Genomic DNA, 17,876 nt, shown 5'->3' on the forward strand with positions numbered 1-17,876 from the left:
CGGCGTGGGGACCACGATCACGAGCAGGGAGTTCAATCGCGACGTCTCGGCGGCGAAGCGTGCCGCGGAGGACGGGCCGGTGACCATCACCGATCACGGCCGGCGCTCGCACGTGCTCCTGACAGCCGAGGAGTTCGACCGGCTCAGCGGGGCGCGCGAGCATCTGGGGGATCGGCTCTGGGCGCGGGGGACGGAGGAGATCGACCTCGAGCTGCCGCCGAGACGGATCGAAGCTCCTCGCGGGGACGACTTGTGAGATATCTGCTGGACACGATCGTCCTCAGCGATGCCCGAGCGAAGAGGTCGCCCGAGCTGATGGCCTGGCTCGAGGAGCAGCCGATGGTCGATCTCCGCCTCAGCGCCATCACATTGCTGGAGCTCGAGCGTGGAGTCCGTCGGAAGGAGCGCACGGATCCCGTCGGCGCCGGCCCGCTGCGACGATGGCTCGAGGAGGACGTTCGCGCGACCTTCGCACGGCGAGTGCTCCCGGTCGACGACGACGTCGCGGTCGCGGCAGCAGCCCTGCACGTCCCGGACCCCATGCCGGAGATGGATGCGCTCATCGCCGGGACCGCGCTGGTCCATGGCCTCACGCTGGTCACCCGGAACATCAAGGACTTCACCAGGGTTCCGGTGGCGCTCTTCGACCCGTGGACTCGCTGAGCCGTAAGGAACTCAGGGCTCCGCCCGCAGCGCCTTCCGGAAGCACACGCTGATCCCGTCGGCCGGGTCGTAGGGCGCGAACACCTCGATCCGCTCCCAGCCCTCGCGCTCGTAGAGCGCGATCGCCTCGGGCTGGCGGTTGCCGGTCTGGAGGAACAGCTCGTCCGCGCCGCGGTCCCGGGCCGCGTCCTCGAGCCGGGCGAGGACCCGGCCCGCGAGGCCCAGCCGTCGATGGTCCGCGTCGACGAGCAGGCGCTTGACCTCCCAGCGGTCCGGCAGGCGGCGCAGGGTCCCGGTCGCGGCGGGGGCGCCGTCGACCAGGGCGAGCACCACCACGGCGACGTCCTCGCCGCTCGGCGGGGCCGGGGGCGGGGAGCCCTGACGCAGGGCCGCGTAGCGAGGCGCGATCTCCCCGTCCATCGCCGCGCGCAGCGCCGCCGCCCGCGGATCGTCCCAGTCGGTCTCCGCCCAGGTGAGGACGCGGCCGCCGGGCAGGTCGACGGTGCCGGTCGCCGTGGTCGTCATGCGCCCACCCCCACGTCCTCACGCGCGGGGATCGAGGCGATGAGCGCTCGCGTGTACTCCTCGCGCGGTGCCGCGAAGACCTCCTCGACCCTCCCGGACTCGACCACCTCGCCGCGTCGGAGCACGGTGAGGGTGTCCGCGAACTGACGCACCACCCCGAGGTCGTGCGAGATGAACAGGTAGGTCAGGCCCAGGTCCCGCTGCAGCGTGGCGAGCACCTCGAGGATCGAGGCCTGCACCGTCACGTCCAGGGCGCTGGTCGGCTCGTCGAGCACGAGCACCTCGGGACGCAGCGCGAGGGCGCGGGCGATCGCGACCCGCTGTCGCTGCCCGCCCGAGAGCGCCCCTGGGCGCCGGCCGCGCAGCGCCTCGGGCAGACGCACCGCCTCGAGCGCCCACGCCGTCCGCTCCGCCCGGTCGGCGCGGTCGCCCACCCGGTAGTGCTCGAGCGGCTCGCGCACGATCCGCTCGACGGTGAAGCGCGGGTCCAGCGAGGTGAAGGGGTTCTGGTGGACGAGCTGCAGGTCGCGCCGCAGCGCCCGCAGCCCGACGGGATCGGCGGGGTCGACGGGACGGCCGCCGACGGAGAGGGTGCCGGCATCCAGCGTCTCGAGCCTCAGCAGCGCCCGGGCCGCGGTGGACTTCCCCGAGCCCGACTCGCCGACCAGCGCATGGGTGCGCCCGCGGGGGATCGCGAAGGAGACCTCCGCGAGGGCGCGCACCTCCCGGTCGCGGGTGCGGAAGGTGCGAGAGATGCGGCCTGCCTCGACGTGCGCGACGCCGGCCGGGTGGCGCTCGTCCCGCTCGGCGCGCAGCGGGGCGAAGCGGTCCGGGTTCAGCCCCGGCACGTCGGCCTGCAGCGCACGGGTGTACTCCGCGCGGGGCGCCGTGAACACGGTCGCGGTGGGGCCGGCCTCCTGCACCTCGCCCTGCTGCAGCACCACCACCTCGTCGGCGCGGGAGGCGGCGAGGGCGAGGTCGTGGGTGATCAGCAGGATCCCGATCCCGAGCTCGGCCCGCAGCTCGTCGAGCAGGTCGAGGATCTGCTTCTGGACGGTGACGTCGAGGGCGCTGGTGGGCTCGTCGGCGATCAGCAGCCGCGGGCCGGGCAGGATCGCGAGCGCGATCAGCACCCGCTGCAGCTGCCCGCCGGAGAGCTGATGGGGGAAGGAGTCGAGGATCCGACCCGGCTCGGGCAGGCCCACCCGCTCGAGCGCCGCATGCACGAGCGCCTCGCGCTCCTCGCCGCGACGGGCGCCGGGCAGGAGCGCCGCCGCCTCGAGGGCCTGCGCCCGGATCGTGCGCACCGGGTTCAGGGAGGAGCCCGGGTCCTGCGGCACGAAGCCCAGCACCCTCCCGCGCAGCGGCAGGAACTCCCGCTCGCGCAGGCCCGTCACCTCGCGGCCCTCGATCCGGATCGACCCGTCCACGCGGGCGCGGCGGGTGCCGAGCAGGCGCAGCACGGCCCGCGCGATCGTGGACTTGCCCGAGCCGGACTCGCCGATCAGGGCCAGCGCCCGGCCCGCGCCGACGGCGAATGAGACCCCGTGGACCACCTCGGCGGGGCCGTAGGCGACGCGCAGGTCCTCGACCTGCAGCAGCGGCGGGGCAGGGGCGGCGGTGTCGGCGGTCGCTGCGGTGGCGTCGGGAGCCTCGGCGGCGGAGGCGTCGGCGGTGGATGCGGCAGTGGAGTTCATCGGTTCCTCCCGAGGTCGAGCCAGCTGGACAGGCGGCTCACGGACAGCACGACGACGGCGATGACGAGGCCCGGGGCGATCACGAGCCACGGGGCGTGCAGGAGGTGCTCGCGGCCGTCGGAGACGAGCAGGCCCCAGTCGGAGGCGGGCGGCGGATCGCCGTAGCCGAGGAAGGCGAGGCCGGCGATCACCAGGATCGCGATGCCGAACTGGAGCACCGCGAGCGAGAGCACGGGGCGCACCGCGTTCGGGAGCACATGGCGCAGCAGGACGTATCCGGCCGAGGCGCCGCTGAGGCGGGCCGCCTCGATGAACACGCTGGTGCGCACCCGCAGCACCTCCGAGCGCATCAGCCGCGCGAACACCGCCACCGCCGAGACGCCGGTCGCGATCGCCGCATTGCGGGTGTCGTAGCCGAGCGCGGTCACGATCACCACCGCGAGCAGGAAGCCCGGGATCGCCAGGAGCACCTCGACCACGCGGCCGATCACCGCGTCGACCCAGCCGCCCAGGTACCCGCCCAGCAGGCCCAGCAGCCCGCCGGCGAGCACGCCGATCGCGACCGCGATCAGGGCGCTGGTCATCGAGGAGGCGGAGCCGTGGACGATGCGGGTGAGCAGGTCCCGGCCCAGGTGGTCGGTGCCCAGCCAGTACTCGGCGCCGGGCGCGGTGAACTTGTCGTCCGGCACGCCGACGGCGGGATCGTGCCCCGTGACCAGGCCCGGGACCAGCGACCACAGGAGCACGACGGCGAGCACGGCGAGGCTCGCCAGCACGCTCGCGGGCGGGAGACGACGGGAGAGGGCACGGGCCGGGGCCGTCGCGGCGGCGACGGGACCGCCCGCGACCGGGCCGGGGGCGGTGGCATCCAGGACGCTCATCGCAGATCCTCCTTCCCGCGCAGGCGCGGGTCCAGCAGCGGATAGAGCAGGTCGATCACGAGGTTCACCACCACGAACACCAGGGCGGAGAGCACCACGGCCGCGAGCAGCACCGGCACGTCCTGCGCGGCGACCGCCTTTTGCACCAGCGTGCCCACGCCGGAGCGGCCGAAGATCGCCTCGGTGATCAGCGAGCCGCCGAGCACCTCGCCGAGCACCAGCCCGATGATCGTCACCGTCGGCAGCAGGGAGGGGCGCAGCAGGTGCCGCACCACCACCTGGCCCGGGCGCAGGCCGCGCGCGAGGGCGACCTCGGCGTAGTCCTGCCCGGCCGCCTCGTCCAGCGCCGTGATGAACACCTGCGCGATCTGCGCGGAGACCGGGATCGCGAGGGTCAGGGCGGCGGCGAGGGTGGAGCCGGGGCTGTGCGGCTCGACGAGGCTGAACAGCCCCAGCGTCACCGCCAGCACCTGGATCAGCACCAGGCCGATCAGGAAGTTCGGGGTCGAGAGGAACACCGCGGGCAGGGCGCGCACCAGGGTGTTCACGGGACCCTCGGGCAGCAGCCGGGAGGCCAGGGCCAGCACCGACGCGATCAGCACGGCGAGGACGAGCGCGGTCGCGGCCAGCGCGAGCGTCGAGGGGATCGCCGCGGCGAGCATCGCGGTGACCGGCTGGGAGGTCGACAGCGAGGTGCCCAGGTCGCCCGTCAGCGCATGGCCGAGCGAGACGACGAGCTGGACGGGCACGGGCCGGTCCAGGCCGTGGAAGGCCCGGATCTGCGCCTTCTCCTCCTCGGTGTACCCGGCCTGGGGGTCCTCGAGCTGCGCCGAGATCGGATCACCCGGGATCGCGGCGAGCACCGCGAACACCAGCACGTAGGCGAGCACCACCACGATCAGCGCCTGCCCGGTGCGGCGCGCGGCGAAGGAGGCGTAGCGGCGGGCGGTGCGCGCGGCGGCCGACGGGGCCGCGGGGGCGAGGGCACCCGTCGGCCCGCCCGGGGCGGCGGGGGTCGCGCTGGGGGACAGGGCGCTCATGAGGCCTCCTTGCGGGCGGCGTGATAGGAGGGGATCGCGACCGCGTTGAAGGTGATGCCGCGGAGGTCGGGGGACTGGACGTAGATGCGCTGCACGTTCTGCTCGAGCGGGATGAAGTACGCCTGCTCGAGCACGTGGCGGGAGAGCTCCTCGACCAGCGGCGCCCGCTCCTCGCGGGTCGCGGCGCCGGCGACCTCGTCCCGCAGCCGCACCAGCTCCGCATCGGAGGAGCCGGTCTGGAACCAGTCCTCGCCCTCATCGGTGATCACCCCGGCGACCGTGCCGACGTCCACGAAGCTGCGCGTCACCTCGTTCACGCCCTGCTCGGGGTTGTTGGTGACCCGTTCGGTCCAGGTGGGGATGTCGAGCTTCTGGGTGGCCACCCGGATCCCGAGACGTCCCAGATGCTGGGAGATCAGCTCCGCCTCCGGGACGGAGCCGGTGAGATACGGGGTCGGGTAGATGGTGAAGCCCAGCTCGACCCCGTCCTTCTCCCGGAAGCCGTCCTCGTTCCGGCCGGTCCAACCCGCCTCGTCGAGGAGGGTCGCGGCGAGCTCGGGATCGTAGGAGAACAGCTCGGTGAGGTCGGTGGTCTCCGGCACCCCGGCCTGCAGCCAGCTGGTCGCCGGCTCCCAGGCGTCGGTGAACACGGTGCGGAGGATCTCCGCGCGGTCGATGCCGCGGGTGACGGCCTGCCGCACCCGCACGTCGTCGAAGGGCGCCACCTGCGTGCGCAGGCTGTAGCCGTGCACGAAGCCCAGGTAGCGGGGCACCTCGATCACGAATCCGGCCTCGGTGAAGGCATCCAGCACCTGCGGGTTCACGTTGTAGGAGAGATCGGTCTGGCCGGCCCTGGCGGCCGATGCGCGCAGGGTGTCGTCGGGCAGGACGGTGAAGGTGATCGCGGCGAGCTGCGCCGGCCCGCTCGCACCGAGCGCCTCCGGAGCCCAGTCGTAGTCCTCGCGCCGCACCAGGCGCACGCGCTGCCGCGGCTCCCAGCTCTCCAGCACGAAAGGTCCAGAGCCGATCTGGCGGGCCAGGTCGGCCTGCTCCTCGAGGGAGAGGGCGAGGGAGGAGGGGGCCATCAGCTGGCAGCCGTGATAGCCGAGGGTGGGCAGGAAGGACAGCGTCGGCGCGGTGAAGGTGACCCGCACCGTCAGCGGATCCAGCGCCTCGGCGCCCTCGTAGGTGCCGCCGGGGAACAGGCCCACCCGCGCCAGGCCCTCGTCGGGGCGGCCGACGGCCCAGGCCTCGAGGTTCGCGAGCACCGCCTCGGCGTCCAGCGGGGTGCCGTCGGAGAAGGTGACGCCGCCCCGCAGGTGCAGCACGTACTCGGTCGCCTCCTCGTTCTGCTCCCAGTGCGTCGCGATCCAGGGGGTGACGGCTCCCTCGGGATCGGTGTGGACGAGCTTGTCGGTCAGCTGCTGCCACACGTTCGCCTCGTAGCTGGAGATCGCGCTCTTGGAGGGGACCCAGCCGCCGTCGAGGTTCGAGATGAGGAAGGACAGCTCGAGGTCGTCGCCCGCGCCGCCGCGGCCGCCCCCGTCGGCGAGGGCGCCGTCCAGGGCGCAGCCGGCCAGGGGCAGCGCGGCGAGGCCGAGCGCACCGGCGCCGAGGCCCTGCAGCAGACGGCGGCGGCTCGGATCGGGGCGGCGGGCGCTCATCGACGGGCCTCGGGGGCGGTCAGGGCGGCGATCAGGCGCTCGGCGCCGTCGGTCAGCGCGGCCTCGTCGAGGTGGCTGATGCCCACGCGCAGGCGGCCGTGGTCCTCGTCGTCCCCGGCGAGGAAGAAGTACCGCCCCAGCGCCATGTCGGTGCCGAAGCGCTCGCGGGCCAGGCGCTGCGCCGCGGCGAGGTCGATCCCGTCGTCCAGCACCCGCGCCCACAGGAAGATCCCGCCGGTGCGCTGTTCGATGCGCACGCCGCCGGGCACACCGGTCTCGAGCAGGTGCGCGAGGAGGTCGGCGCGGAGGGCGTAGCGGGTGCGGGCGCGGTCCGCGATCGCGTCGAGGCCTCCGTCGAGCCCCTCGCGTCCCCCGGCGCCGACGACCCGTTCGACCACCGACTGCACCAGCACGGAGGAGTGCTGGTCCTGGTTGGCGCGCAGGCGGGTCACGGGGCCGACGAGCCAGCTCGGCAGCACCAGATAGCCCAGGCGCAGCCCGGGCCCGAGGATCTTCGAGAAGGTGCGCACGCGCACCACGAGCTCCGAGTCGGTCGGATAGTCCTCGGGCACCTGGACGCCGGGGAAGGCGAGGCCCGCGTAGGCGTTGTCGGAGACGATCACGAAGCCGTAGTGCTCGGCGAGGGCGGTCAGCCGCTCGCGCTGCAGAGCCGGGGTGATCAGGCCGGTCGGGTTGTGGAAGTCGGGCACCGTGTAGAGCAGCTTCGGCCGCGCACCGGCCTCGAGCCGGTCCTCGAGGGCGTCCAGGTCCAGCCCCTCAGCGGTGAGCGGCAGGGGCAGCACCTCGACCTCGTGGGGCTGGAGGTCGCGGAAGATCAGCGGATAGGTCGGGTCCTCCACCACGATCCGGTCGCCGCGATCCAGCAGCGCGTCGAACAGCAGGGAGAGGCCGTGGAAGGCGCCGTTGGTGAGCAGCACCCGGGAGGCGTCCACGCCCTCGCGGCGCGCGATCCACTCCCGCAGCGGCGCGATGCCCGCCGGGGTGCTGTACTGCAGCGCGCCGACGAGCGCGGCGGGATCGGAGGTGAGGTCCTCGGCCGCGCGGTGCAGCGCCTCCAGCGGGAGGTCCCCGGCGCTCGGCGCACCGCCGAGGAGGGAGACGGCGCCGGGCAGGGGAGCGGCGACGGGGCCGAAGCCGCGGGCGAGGTCCTCGCGTGCGCCGAGTCGGGAGAGCAGCCCCGCGGAGAGGCTCTCCGGGGTCAGGGCGGCGGGGTCGAGGGCGGTCGTGCTCATCACAGGGCCTTCCCGGGGTTGAGGAGCTGATGGGGGTCGAAGGCGGACTTCAGGCGGTGCTGGAGGTCGCGGGAGGCGGGGGAGAGCTCGAGGTCGAGCCAGCCGCGCTTCGCGGTGCCGATGCCGTGCTCCCCGCTGACGGTGCCGCCGAGTGCGAGCGCGGTGCGGACCAGCTCGTCGGCCGCTGCCAGCAGCGGGGCGGGCAGCTGCCCGGGCGCGTGGTTGTCGGAGTGGGGGAGGGCGAGGGAGGGGTGGAGGTTCCCGTCGCCGGCATGGGCGATCGCGGAGGTCTCCACGCCGTGGCGGCGGCCGATGCCGGTCAGCGCCTCGAACATCTCGCCGAGGCGGGACTTCGGCACCGCGACGTCCTCGCCGAGGCGGTGCCCGCCTGCGCCGGAGCCGCGGCCGGAGCGGCGCAGCTCCCACAGGTGCTCCGCCTCGGCCTCGTCCTCGATCTCGCGCACGGTGCCGCCGGCCGCGGTTAGCGCGGCGGCGAGGTCCGCGAGCTGCTCGTCGACGCCGTATCCGTCGAGCTCGATCAGCAGGATCGTGCTCTCGCCGCGGGCGAGCTCGGAGCCGGTATGCGCGTCGATGTCGGCGAGGGTGGGGCCGTCCATCAGCTCGGTCGCGGCGGGCCGGACGGGGCTGCGGGAGATCGCGTTCACCCCCTCGGCCGCGGCGCCCGCCGAGTCGAAGCGCGCCATGACGGTGCGTCGTGCGACGGGCAGCGGACGGATCCGCACGGTCGCGGCGGTGATGACGGCGAGGGTGCCCTCGGAGCCGATCAGCAGCTGGGTGAGGTCGAGGCCGGTAACGCCCTTGATCGAGCGGTGCCCGGTGCGCAGCAGCGTGCCGTCGGCGAGGACCGCCTCGAGGCCGAGCACGGACTCGCGTGTCACCCCGTACTTCGCGCAGTGCAGCCCGCCCGCGTTGGTCGCGATGTTCCCGCCGATCGTGGACAGGCGCGCGCTCGCGGGATCGGGGGCGTAGAAGACGCCGTGCGGGGCGAGGGCGGCGGAGAGGTCGGCGGTGATCACCCCGGCCTCGACCACCGCGACCTCGTCGAGCAGGTCGATCTCACGGATCCGGGTGAGCCGCTCCAGGCCCAGCACGATCGCGCCGGTGCTCGGGGCGGCGCCGCCGGAGAGGCCGGAGCCTGCGCCGCGCGGCACGACGGGGGTGCGGGTCTCGTGGGCCAGGCGCAGCACCTCCTGCACCCCGGCGGTGTCCGCCGGCAGGACCAGGAGGAAGGCGGTGCCGTCCGGAGCCTGCACAGCCGTGTCGCCGGCGTAGCGCGGCGCGGGGTCCTCGATCACCGCCTCGTCCCCGAGCAGGGGGCGCAGGTGCGCGGCGAGCTCGGCGAGGCGCTCGGCGGGGCGGGCGTCGGTGAGGGGGCTGGCGAGGCTGGTCACGGGGCGGGACTCCAGGTGGGCCGGGCTGTGGTCGTGGCCCAGGGTGCGCCCTCGCCCTTCATAAGTGCAAGTGCTGACCGTCATAAGTCGTCACGGTGGGTGATCTGCGGCATCCCGGAGGGTGCGTCCGCCCTCTCCGCGTCGACCTGCTCTGCGCCGGCCCTCTCCGTGTCCGTGCCCTCCGCGTCCCCCCCTCCAGGTCCGACCTCCCGCGTCCGGACGTGACGAGGCCCCGCCGGTCACAGAGCGGCGAGGCCTCGTCGAGAGGACCTCTCGAGATCCTGGTCAGCGCCCGGGCGGGCGGAACCCGGCCTGTGTGTACTGCGCGCGCACGCGCTCGTTGTGGCGGGAGGCGGCCAGGCACCCCCAGACGATGCTCGCGATCCATGCGGCGATCCCGATCAGCGGCACCAGGGTGAAGAGGATCGCCCCGAATCCGAGGGTCAGCACCGAGAGCACGCCGATCAGGAGCGAGGCCAGCAGGATCGCGCCGAGCGTGATGCCGAGCAGGATCAGCGCCCCCGGCACGGTCGCGTAGAACATGCCGAGCACCCCGAAGAAGAAGGTCAGCACGAAGGCGACCCCCACGCTCTTCTCGGCGGGCATCACGACCGTCGGCGGCGGTCCGTAGGCGCCCTGCGCCGGGACCCACGGCTGCACCGCGCCGTGCGGGACGGTTCCGCCGGTCGGCCCGCCGTGCGCGCCCCCTGGCGCGCCGGTCGCGAACGGGTCGTACTCCCGTCCCTGCGGTGCGAGGCCGCGCGGCGGCACCGTCGTCCCCTCGATCACGGGCCCGTGCCCGTCGTGCCCCGGATGCGTCATCGGCGTCCCCCTCGGTCGACTCCGCTCATCGTACGGGCGGGATCGGACACCTGTCCGGGGCCGACGAGGATGTGGACGGGCTCAGCCCTGCGCGTCCGCGTCGTCCCGGGGCGGGCGCAGCGCGGTCTCGTCCTCGCCGTGGATCGGGACGTGCGCCTCGGGGATGTCCTCGTAGCTCGCAGGATCGGAGATCGGCTCGAGATGGGTGAGCACGTGCAGGGTCGGCATGACGCCCATCAGCTCGTGCTCGAGGCCCTCGATGTAGTCGTGGCCGCGCTTGACCGTCCAGTCGTCGGGCACGAGCACGTGCACGTTCATGTACTTCTCCTGCCCCGCCTCGCGGGTCTGCAGGCCGTGGAAGGTGACGGTCCCGTCGGTGCGGCGGCGCAGGATCTCGGTGATCACCTCGTGCTCCTCGTCCGGCAGCGCCTTGTCCAGCAGTCCGGAGACGGACTCGGTGATCAGGCCGATGCCGGTGACGATGATGTTCACGCCGACGGCGAAGGCGACGAGCGCATCCAGTCGCTCCCAGCCGGTCAGCACCACCAGCGCCACGCCCACCAGCACTCCCGCGCTCGTGACCACGTCGGTCATCAGGTGCTTGCCGTCGGCGCGCAGGGTGATCGAGCTGTGCTTCCGCCCGGCGCGCAGCAGCACGAGCGCCACGCCGCCGTTGACCAGCGAGGCGATCACGGAGATCGCCAGGCCCCAGCCGACGTTCTCGAGGGGCCGCGGGTTCAGGAAGCGCTCGACGGCGGTGACGAGGATGACGCCGGCGGCGGCGAAGATCATCACGCCCTCGACCGCGGCGGAGAAGTACTCCGCCTTCGCGCGGCCGTAGAGGAAGCGCTCGGTGGCCGGGCGGAACGCGACGCGCAGCGCGATCAGCGCGACGACCGCGGCGACGAGGTTCACCACCGACTCCGCCGCGTCGGAGAGCAGGCCGACGGAGCCGGTCATCACCCAGGCGCCGGCCTTGAGCGTGATCGTGACGATCGCCGCGGCGATCGAGAGCCACGCGAACTTCGTCAGGTCCACCTTCTGGCGGACGGGACGGGAGGAGGTCTCGGTGCTGCTCATGGATGGTCCTTGCGGGGAGGGTCGGGGGCGAGGGAGCCGTCGGGGGCGATGTGCTCGAAGATCTGCTCGACGAGCTGGACCACGTGCGGGTCCTCGACGGTGTAGTAGCTGTGGCGGCCCTCGCGGGTCGCCGAGACGATGCCGGTCAGGCGCAGCTTGCGCAGGTGCTGGCTGGTGGTGGGCAGGCTCAGGCCCACCCGCTCCGCGAGCTCGCCCACGTCGTAGCGGCCCGTGCTCATCAGCTGCACCAGATGGAGGCGAGCAGGGCTGGCCAGCATCGAGAAGGTGTCCGCGGCCGCGGCGAGCTGCGGCTCGGTGGGCGCGCGGCCCTCCGGGGGTGTCGTCATGCCCGCCATCCTCCCTAACGTTTCGTCATTCGCGCAACTGACGAAATGGACGATGTGGTGCGCCCGACGGGGAGTGCGCCCTGAGCGGCGACGGCGCGGCGTACTGTGAGGCCCCCGTCACAGTGACGTCGACGAAGGAGACCGCCGCATGTACAACCTCTCCGTGGTGCTCGAGGACAGCGCCCGCACCGCCCCCGACCGTCCCGCCCTGGTGCTGGGCGAGACCTCCCTGACCTACGCCGAGGTCGACGCCGCCGCCTGCCGCGTCGCGCACCTCCTGGTCGAGCTCGGGGTCGAGCCGGGGGACAAGGTGGCGCTGAGCTGCCCCAACCTGCCGCAGTTCCCGATCGTGTACTTCGGGATCCTCAAGGCCGGGGCCGTCGTCGTCCCGCTGAACGTGCTGAACAAGCCCCGCGAGATCACCTACTACCTCGACGACACCGACGCCGCGGTCGCCTTCTGCTTCGAGGGCACCGAGGAGCTGCCCATCGGCCGCCACGTGGTCGAGGGCGCCGCGGCCGCGGCGCGTCCGCCGCAGATCGTGCTGATCACCGCCGACCCGTCGGCCGAGAGCCCCTACGAGGGGGTGCCCACCCTCGCCGGCGCCGTCGCCGAGTGGCCCGGGACCTTCCCCACCGTGCAGCGCGCCGAGACCGACACCGCCGTGGTCCTCTACACCTCGGGCACCACCGGGCGGCCCAAGGGCGCCGAGCTCAGCCACTCCAACCAGCTCATGAACGCCCTGACCTGCAACCGGCTGTTCGACTCGCGGCCGGGGGAGGACACCCACCTGGTCGTCCTGCCGCTGTTCCACACCTTCGGGGCGACGGTGAACATGAATGCCGGCTTCTCGATGGGGGCGACCCTCGTGCTGCTGCCCCGCTTCGAACCGCAGCAGGCCCTCGAGCTGCTGCTGCGCCACCGCGTGAGCGTCTTCGCGGGCGTGCCCACAATGTGGTGGGCGCTGCTGCGCCTGCTCACCGGCGGCGCCGCGGCCGAGGGGCTCTCCGAGCACCTGCGCCTGGGCATCTCCGGCGGCGCCCCGCTGCCGGTCGAGATCCTGCGCGGCGTGCAGGAGCACCTCGGGATCTCGATCATGGAGGGCTACGGGCTGTCCGAGACCTCCCCGGTCGCCTCCTTCTCCCGCCGCGAGCGCCCGCGCCCCGGATCGATCGGCCTGCCGGTGTGGGGCGTGGAGATGGACCTGATCGATCCCGCCGATCCCGACTGGGCCCGCGTGGGCGAGGTCGACGAGATCGGGGAGATCATCGTGCGCGGCCACAACGTCATGACCGGCTACCTGGGCCGCCCCGAGGAGACCGCCGCGGTGCTGCGGGACGGCTGGTTCCGCACCGGCGATCTCGGACGCCGCGATGCGGAGGGCTTCTACTGGGTCGTCGACCGCTCCAAGGACATGATCGTGCGCGCCGGCTACAACGTGTACCCGCGCGAGGTCGAGGAGGTGCTGCTGACCCACGAGCAGATCTCCCTCGCCGCCGTGGTGGGCGTCCCGCACGAGCGCCTGGGGGAGGAGGTGGTCGCGCACCTCATCCTCGTCGACGGCGCGACCGCCACCGCCGAGGAGCTGAGGGCCTGGGCGAAGGAGCAGATGGCGGACTACAAGTACCCGCGCGAGATCGTCCTCGCCGAGTCCCTCCCGATGACCTCCACCGGGAAGATCCTCAAGCGCGAGCTGCGCTGACGCCGCCGGCGCCGGAGCGTGCGGTGTCGGACCGAGCGGCACTGCACTGGGCGCACAAGAGCCCGCCCGCAGGGACCGGTGATCCGGTCGCCGCGGGCGGGCTCGGGTCGTGCAGCGGAGGGGCTCAGTCCACGTAGCGGGTGGGCTCCTCGTCGACCGGGAGGCCGGCCTGCGCATAGGCGCGGAACCCGCCGACCAGGTCGGTGGCCCGGTGGAAGCCGAGGTCGCGCAGGTCGCGGGCGGCGAGCGAGGAGTAGTACCCCTCGTTGCACAGCACGATCACGAGCTCGTCGTGGCCCGGCCCGCCGTCCATGCGGTGCGCGGAGGAGGGGTCCAGCCGCCACTCGAGCACGAGGCGCTCGACCACGGTCGCCCCGGGGACGTGCCCCTCGGGCTCGCGCGTCACGGCCGAGCGGATGTCGATCACGTGCGCCCCGGCCGCCTGCGCGGCGGCGAGGTCGGCGGGTTCGACGCGGTCCACGCCCCGACGCGCGGCGGCGAGGACCTCGTCGATCCCGTGGCCGGCGGACGCCTCGGCGCGCCGACGGCCGTGGGCTGCCGACGGCTCCGTCATCGGCGCCGCCCGGAGGAGAAGGCCGCGAGGCCGCCGCCGACGGTGTTCCCGCTGCCGGAGCCCTCGGAGCTGGTCGAGTAGGTGGTGGGGGCCGGACGGCCCTGACGGCGCCCGCCGCCGGAGCCCTGGCCCTGACCGCCGCGGCGCCCGCCGCCCTGGCCGCCGCTGCGCCCCTGGCTGTTCGAGCGGCCCTGGCTGTTCGAGCGGCCCTGGCCGCCCGGACGTCCCTGGCCGCCGGAGCCGCCCTCGCCGCCGCGGCCGCCCTGGCCGCGACCGGCCTGCTGACCCTCGCCGCGCCCGCGGCCCTGGCCATCGCGTCCGGCCTGGCCGCGGCCGCCCTGGCCGCGTCCGCCGCCCTGACCGCCGCGACCGCGACCGCCCTGGCCGCCGCCGCGGCGCTCGCCCGCCATGCGGCGCTCGTCCAGCGGCTCCTCCGGCTGGCGCGGCTCATGGGTCGCCACGCGCTCGCCGGGGGCGAGCTCGGTGAGGACGGGGCTGGTCGAGACGACCTGCTGGTGGTAGGTGGGGGTGATCCCGGCCTTGCGCATCAGGTCGTTCACGTCGCGCTTCTGGTCCGGGGTCTGCACGGTGATGACCGTGCCGGACTCGCCGGCGCGCGCGGTGCGGCCCGAGCGGTGCAGGTAGGCCTTGTGCTCGACGGGCGGGTCGGCGTGGACCACGAGCGCGACCTCGTCCACGTGGATGCCGCGCGCGGCGATGTCGGTGCAGACCATCGTCGTCGCGGTGCCGGAGCCGAAGGCCTCGAGGTTCCGGGTGCGGGCGTTCTGCGAGAGGTTCCCGTGCAGGTCCACCGCGTCCACGCCGCGGGCGGAGAGCTTGCGGGCGAGGTTCTTCGCGCCGTACTTGGTGCGGGTGAACATGATGGTGCGGCCGGGGGCGGCCGCGAGGTCGCGCAGCACGTCGAAGCGCGTCTCCTTGTCGACCTCGAGCACGTGGTGCTCCATCGTGCCCACGGGGCTCGTCGCGGGGTCCGCGGAGTGCGTGACCGGGTCGTGGAGGAACTCCTTGACCAGCTTGTTCACGCCGGAGTCGAGGGTCGCGGAGAACAGCATGCGCTGGCCGCGGCGCGGGGTCGCCTCGAGGATGCGGCGCACCATGGGCAGGAAGCCCATGTCGGCCATGTGGTCGGCCTCGTCGATCACGGTGATCTCGATGGCGCCGAGATCGGCGTGGCCCTGGCCCATCAGGTCCAGGAGCCGTCCGGGGCAGGCGATGAGCACGTCGACGCCGCCCGCGAGGGCGTTCACCTGCGGGTTCTGGCCGACGCCGCCGAAGACGACGGCGCTGCGCAGGCCGGCGGCCTTCTCCAGCGGCTTCAGCGAGTCGGCGATCTGCGAGGCGAGCTCGCGGGTGGGGGCGAGCACGAGCGAGCGCGGCCGACGGGCGGTGCGGCGCTTCGGGGTCTCCAGCAGGCGCGCCACCAGCGGCAGCAGGAAGGCGTAGGTCTTGCCCGAGCCGGTGCGGCCCCGGCCCAGCACGTCGCGCCCGGCCAGGGAGTCCGGCAGCGTCGCGGCCTGGATGGGGGTGGGGTCGGTGATCCCCAGCGGCGCGAGGGCGGCGGTGAGGGAGGCGGGCACGCCGAGGCGTGCGAAGTCAGGGGTGGTCACGAAGGGTGATCCGTTCTCTGTGCGTTGCACCCCGCACGTCGTCGTCGCGTCGGGGACCGCTCGAGGTGGTCCTCTCCGGCCGACGCTGTCGCCGTCGGCGGGGCCTGCCGCTCCTCGTGCCCGACGCCGTGCGTCGAGGGGTGCGGGGCTGCCCGGACGGGACCTGTGCCGCGGCGGGAGGACGGCACTCCTGCCCACCTTACGCGGCGGTCACCTCGCAGGCGACGGGCGGCTCCCCGCATGTGAGATACCACCGGGTCCTCCTGCCGCGGCCTGCATCCCCGTCGGCCGCCCGCCCCAGATTTCCAACGTTGCACATTCTGGGGTGATGGGGTTGACTGGCTCCCGACAGATCACCGCCGATCACGCGCCAGGAGCCTCTGTGATGACCCCTCCGACCCCCGCGCTGCCCGAGGCGCTCGCCGCGCTGTTCACGCGAGCCGACGAGCTCGCGGCCCAGCTGGACGCCCCGCTCCCCGCCGCACCCGACGTGCCCCGCCCCGAGCACCCGCGCCCCCAGCTGCAGCGCCCCACCTGGCTGAACCTCAACGGGACCTGGGAGTTCGAGATCGATCGCGGCGACACGGGCCGGGAGCGCGGCCTGCTGGACCGCGCGCTCGAGGACGAGATCACGGTGCCCTTCGCGCCCGAGACCGCGGCCTCCGGGATCGGCGACCGCGACTTCCTCGAGGCCGTCTGGTACCGCCGCACGGTCACGATCCCCGCCGGCTGGGAGGGACTGCGCCCGATCCTGCGCTTCGAGGCGGTGGACCAGGACGCAACCGTCTGGGCGAACGGCGTCGAGGTCGCCCGCCATCGCGGCGCCTTCACGCCCTTCGCGGCCGATCTCTCGCAGGTCCCCGGCGTCGGCGCCGGCAGCGAGGTCAGCGTCGTCGTCCGTGCCCGTGATCCGCACGATGCGCCCCAGGCCCGCGGCAAGCAGTCCACCTGGTTCCGCCCCACCCACGCCAACTACCACCGCACCACCGGCATCTGGCAGAGCGTCTGGCTCGAGGGCGTGCCGGCCGACGAGATCCGCTCCCTGCGGATCATCCCCTCGCTCGCCTCCGCGTCCTTCGCGATCGACGTGCCGCTCTCGCGCAGCACCCCCGGCACCTCCCTCGAGGTCATCGCCTCCGTGCCCGGCGGGGAGGAGGTCGCGCGCACGAGCGTCCGCGCGGACCTCGACCTCGCCCCGCACCTGGCGCTGACGATCCCCGAGGAGCACGTGCGCGTGTGGGGCGCCGGCGCGCCCGAGCTCTACGCCCTGCAGGTGCGGCTGCTGGATGCCCACGGCGCCGTGCTCGACGAGGTCCGCTCCTACGCGGGCCTGCGCTCGACCTCCCTGAACGCCCACGAGTACCGCCTGAACGGCGAGAAGGTCTTCCAGCGCCTGGTCCTGGACCAGGGCTACTGGGAGGACTCGTTCATGACCGCCCCGTCGGACGATGCCTTCACCACCGACATCCGCCTCGCGATGGAGGCCGGCTTCAACGGCGCCCGTCTCCACCAGAAGGTCTTCGACCAGCGCATGCTCTTCTGGGCGGACCTGCACGGCTATCTCACCTGGGGCGAGTTCGGGGACTGGGGCGTCTCGGGCCTCGGCCCGCTCGGCGACAACCAGCAGCCCACCGCCTCCTTCATCGGGCAGTGGATCGAGGCGGTCGCCCGCGACATCAACCACCCCTCGATCATCGGCTGGTGCCCGCTGAACGAGACCCACCAGATCCTCCACGACCGCTTCACGCAGCTCGACGTCGTCACCCAGGCGATGTACGACGCGACCAAGCTCGCCGACCCCTCCCGCCCCGTGCTCGACGCCTCCGGCTACTCCCACCGGGTGCGCGGCGCCGACGTCTACGACTCCCACTCCTACGAGCAGGATCCCGAGCGGTTCCGCGCCGAGCAGGCCGGGCTCGCCGAGGGCCGCCCCTTCGCCAACCGCCGCGACCTGGCCCCGGACGAGTACCCCTTCGCCGACGGCGAGTTCTCCCTGCCCTTCGCCGGCCAGCCCTACTTCGTCTCGGAGTACGGCGGCATCTGGTGGAACGAGCAGGAGGCGAAGGACGCCGCCGAAGCGGCGCGCGCCGGGAACAACGCCGCCGAGTCCTGGGGCTACGGCCAGCGGATCACCAGCGAGGAGGAGCTCTATGCCCGCTTCGAGGGGCTCACCCGCGTGCTGCTCGAGGACCCGCTGATGTTCGGCTACTGCTACACGCAGATGACCGACGTGTTCCAGGAGAAGAACGGCGTGGTCGACTTCGCCCGCGGCCGCAAGCTCGACCTCGCCCGGCTCCGCGCGGTCCAGGAGCGGCCCGCGGCGTACGAGACCGAGGGCTGAGCCTCCGGGCGCTCTCCCGCCCCGTCGGCGTCGGTGCCGGAGAGATCCGTGGCGCCGACGGCGACGGGGCGTGACCATGGGCGCGTGATCGATCAGAGCCGCCTCTAAGACGCGCAGGCCGCCGCCGAGTACGACACCCCCGGCCTGGGCGTGTTCGCGCCCGAGGTGCTGGGGCCGACGGTCGAGGTGCTGGCCGAGCTCGCGATCGGCACCGGCCGCGTCGCGACCCCGTCTCGCAGCAGCTCGT

General features: G+C 73.7%; 16 protein-coding genes. 4 read left to right on the forward strand and 12 right to left on the reverse strand.

Annotation, left to right across the window (positions count from 1 at the left end; genetic code table 11):
- The first annotated feature begins 4 nt into the window (after positions 1 to 4).
- Both A4A78_RS09680 and A4A78_RS09685 read left to right on the forward strand, forming a co-directional pair.
- Positions 5 to 256: a type II toxin-antitoxin system Phd/YefM family antitoxin gene (locus A4A78_RS09680; RefSeq protein WP_062948717.1), complete on the forward strand. Its 252-nt coding sequence runs from the start codon at positions 5 to 7 to the stop codon at positions 254 to 256.
- Positions 253 to 663, forward strand: coding sequence for a type II toxin-antitoxin system VapC family toxin (locus tag A4A78_RS09685; protein ID WP_062948719.1), 411 nt, complete (start codon positions 253 to 255; stop codon positions 661 to 663). Before A4A78_RS09680 ends, A4A78_RS09685 begins: the two co-directional genes overlap by 4 nt.
- 12 nt (positions 664 to 675) lie before the next feature.
- Here the strand turns inward: A4A78_RS09685 and A4A78_RS09690 are convergent, their stop codons facing one another.
- From A4A78_RS09690 to A4A78_RS09735, 10 genes are all read right to left on the reverse strand, one after another.
- Positions 676 to 1,188, reverse strand: a complete 513-nt coding sequence (locus tag A4A78_RS09690; protein ID WP_062948721.1) for a GNAT family N-acetyltransferase — start codon at positions 1,186 to 1,188, stop codon at positions 676 to 678.
- On the reverse strand, positions 1,185 to 2,885 hold the full coding sequence (locus A4A78_RS09695) for an ABC transporter ATP-binding protein (protein WP_082835283.1): 1,701 nt from the start codon (positions 2,883 to 2,885) through the stop codon (positions 1,185 to 1,187). Before A4A78_RS09695 ends, A4A78_RS09690 begins: the two co-directional genes overlap by 4 nt.
- The gene (locus A4A78_RS09700; RefSeq protein ID WP_062948724.1) at positions 2,882 to 3,766 is read right to left on the reverse strand and encodes an ABC transporter permease; all 885 of its coding nucleotides are present in this window, start codon (positions 3,764 to 3,766) and stop codon (positions 2,882 to 2,884) included. The genes A4A78_RS09695 and A4A78_RS09700 overlap by 4 nt, the downstream gene beginning before the upstream one ends.
- Positions 3,763 to 4,806, reverse strand: coding sequence for an ABC transporter permease (locus A4A78_RS09705; protein ID WP_062948726.1), 1,044 nt, complete (start codon positions 4,804 to 4,806; stop codon positions 3,763 to 3,765). Before A4A78_RS09705 ends, A4A78_RS09700 begins: the two co-directional genes overlap by 4 nt.
- Positions 4,803 to 6,470 (reverse strand): ABC transporter substrate-binding protein, encoded by a 1,668-nt coding sequence (locus A4A78_RS09710; protein ID WP_062948728.1) that lies wholly within the window; start codon positions 6,468 to 6,470, stop codon positions 4,803 to 4,805. Before A4A78_RS09710 ends, A4A78_RS09705 begins: the two co-directional genes overlap by 4 nt.
- The gene (locus A4A78_RS09715; protein ID WP_062948730.1) at positions 6,467 to 7,723 is read right to left on the reverse strand and encodes a PLP-dependent aminotransferase family protein; all 1,257 of its coding nucleotides are present in this window, start codon (positions 7,721 to 7,723) and stop codon (positions 6,467 to 6,469) included. The genes A4A78_RS09710 and A4A78_RS09715 overlap by 4 nt, the downstream gene beginning before the upstream one ends.
- Complete coding sequence (locus A4A78_RS09720) at positions 7,723 to 9,135, reverse strand: FAD-binding oxidoreductase (RefSeq protein WP_062948734.1); 1,413 nt, start codon at positions 9,133 to 9,135, stop codon at positions 7,723 to 7,725. Before A4A78_RS09720 ends, A4A78_RS09715 begins: the two co-directional genes overlap by 1 nt.
- Before the next feature lie 285 nt (positions 9,136 to 9,420).
- Positions 9,421 to 9,957: a hypothetical protein gene (locus tag A4A78_RS18145; protein WP_062948736.1), complete on the reverse strand. Its 537-nt coding sequence runs from the start codon at positions 9,955 to 9,957 to the stop codon at positions 9,421 to 9,423.
- An 81-nt stretch (positions 9,958 to 10,038) separates the two neighbouring features.
- Positions 10,039 to 11,037: a cation diffusion facilitator family transporter gene (locus A4A78_RS09730; RefSeq protein ID WP_062948738.1), complete on the reverse strand. Its 999-nt coding sequence runs from the start codon at positions 11,035 to 11,037 to the stop codon at positions 10,039 to 10,041.
- Entirely contained in the window at positions 11,034 to 11,384 is a 351-nt protein-coding gene (locus tag A4A78_RS09735; RefSeq protein ID WP_062948740.1) for a helix-turn-helix transcriptional regulator, read from the reverse strand. The genes A4A78_RS09730 and A4A78_RS09735 overlap by 4 nt, the downstream gene beginning before the upstream one ends.
- Positions 11,385 to 11,532: 148 nt before the next feature.
- On the opposite strand from A4A78_RS09735, the gene A4A78_RS09740 reads away from it, so the two are divergent.
- Positions 11,533 to 13,086, forward strand: coding sequence for a long-chain fatty acid--CoA ligase (locus tag A4A78_RS09740; protein WP_062948742.1), 1,554 nt, complete (start codon positions 11,533 to 11,535; stop codon positions 13,084 to 13,086).
- A 124-nt stretch (positions 13,087 to 13,210) separates the two neighbouring features.
- Here the strand turns inward: A4A78_RS09740 and A4A78_RS09745 are convergent, their stop codons facing one another.
- On the reverse strand, positions 13,211 to 13,660 hold the full coding sequence (locus A4A78_RS09745) for a rhodanese-like domain-containing protein (protein WP_062948744.1): 450 nt from the start codon (positions 13,658 to 13,660) through the stop codon (positions 13,211 to 13,213).
- Complete coding sequence (locus tag A4A78_RS09750) at positions 13,657 to 15,288, reverse strand: DEAD/DEAH box helicase (RefSeq protein ID WP_062948746.1); 1,632 nt, start codon at positions 15,286 to 15,288, stop codon at positions 13,657 to 13,659. Before A4A78_RS09750 ends, A4A78_RS09745 begins: the two co-directional genes overlap by 4 nt.
- A 385-nt stretch (positions 15,289 to 15,673) precedes the next feature.
- Between A4A78_RS09750 and A4A78_RS09755 the strand changes: the two genes are divergently transcribed.
- Positions 15,674 to 17,629, forward strand: a complete 1,956-nt coding sequence (locus A4A78_RS09755; RefSeq protein WP_082835284.1) for a glycoside hydrolase family 2 protein — start codon at positions 15,674 to 15,676, stop codon at positions 17,627 to 17,629.
- Positions 17,630 to 17,876: the final 247 nt, after the last annotated feature.

Source organism: Brachybacterium sp. sponge (assembly GCF_001613775.1).
Taxonomy (GTDB): Bacteria; Actinomycetota; Actinomycetes; order Actinomycetales; family Dermabacteraceae; genus Brachybacterium; species Brachybacterium conglomeratum.